General features: G+C 47.6%; 2 protein-coding genes. Both read left to right on the forward strand.

The genetic code is table 11. The features are described from left to right. Positions 1 to 909, forward strand: a 909-nt coding sequence (locus tag R7E00_RS22845; RefSeq protein WP_411978690.1) for a malate synthase, incomplete at its 5' end; no start/stop codon positions are given. A 118-nt stretch (positions 910 to 1,027) separates the two neighbouring features. Then, on the forward strand, positions 1,028 to 1,650 hold a 623-nt coding region (aceA, locus tag R7E00_RS22850), incomplete at its 3' end, for an isocitrate lyase (protein WP_318124515.1).

Consider the following 1,650-nt stretch of genomic DNA (forward strand, 5'->3'; position numbering starts at 1 on the left):
ACAGAAGAATATTTTGGTTTAGAGACTGGCACGATCAAAGCGACCGTGCTGATCGAAACGTTACCAGCTGTGTTTGAGATGGATGAGATTTTGTTCTCACTTAAAGAGCACATCGTAGGGCTGAATTGTGGTCGTTGGGATTACATTTTCAGTTACATCAAAACACTGAAGAAACACCCAGATCGTGTTCTGCCAGATCGCCAAGTCGTCACCATGGACAAACCATTTTTGAACGCCTATTCGCGTTTGCTGGTTCGTACTTGTCACAAGCGTGGTGCTTTCGCGATGGGAGGAATGGCCGCCTTTATTCCCGCGAAAGACCCGCAAGAAAACCAGAAAGTGTTGGATAAAATTCACAACGATAAATCACTTGAGGCGAATAACGGTCACGACGGTACGTGGGTTGCTCACCCGGGTCTCGCCGATACTGCTATGGAAGTATTCAGTGCGGCACTTGGAGAGCGAACAAATCAACTAGATGTTAGTCGCTCCGAAGATGCGCCAATTACCGCAGCCGAGTTGCTAGAACCGTGTGACGGTGAACGTACAGAAGAAGGCATGCGCCACAACATTCGCGTTGCGCTGCAATACATCGAAGCTTGGATTTCTGGAAACGGCTGTGTACCAATCTACGGATTAATGGAAGATGCTGCGACTGCTGAGATTTCTCGCGCCTCAATCTGGCAATGGATTCAGCACGGTAAGTCACTCGACAATGGTCAACAGGTGACAAAAGCACTGTTCGAAACCTACTTGCAAGAAGAAGTAGAAGTAGTGAAACAAGAAGTGGGCGAAGAACGTTATCAAGCCGGGCGTTTTGAAGAAGCCGCACAATTGATGGCGAAGCTAACAACTAGCGATGAGCTAACCAACTTCTTAACCGTCCCTGGTTATGACTACCTGGACTAAGAATTCTTAACTGTAATACCAATAACGTGAAAACTTTCGAGGCAGATAGGGATGTACTGCCTGAGAACGGAAACTCAACGCACAAACAAAAGTGCAAATAATAAAGAGGGATAGACCAATGACATTGACTCGCCGCCAACAAATAGAAGCTCTGGAAAAAGACTGGGCAACGAATCCACGCTGGAAAAACGTAAAGCGTACGTATACTGCAGAAGAAGTCGTAGAACTGCGTGGCTCGATGGTACCAGCAAATACAATCGCACAACGTGGTGCTGATAAGCTGTGGTCACTGGTCAACGGCAGTGCGAAAAAAGGTTATGTAAACTGTCTTGGTGCACTGACAGGTGGTCAAGCCGTACAACAAGCGAAAGCGGGTATCGAAGCGATTTACCTATCAGGCTGGCAGGTAGCGGCAGATAATAACACTGCATCGACTATGTACCCGGATCAGTCGCTATACCCAGTGGACTCAGTGCCTTCAGTGGTTAAGCGCATCAACAACTCTTTCCGTCGTGCTGACCAAATTCAGTGGGCGAATGGCAAGTCTCCTGAAGATGAAGGTGGTATTGATTACTTCCTACCAATCGTAGCGGACGCAGAGGCGGGCTTTGGTGGTGTGTTAAACGCATACGAACTGATGAAGTCGATGATCGAAGCCGGTGCCGCTGGTGTTCACTTTGAAGACCAATTTGCTTCGGTTAAAAAATGTGGTCACATGGGCTGTAAAGTACTGGTTCCGAC

This window comes from Vibrio sp. Vb1755, from assembly GCF_033338635.1.
Lineage (GTDB): Bacteria > Pseudomonadota > Gammaproteobacteria > Enterobacterales > Vibrionaceae > Vibrio > Vibrio alginolyticus.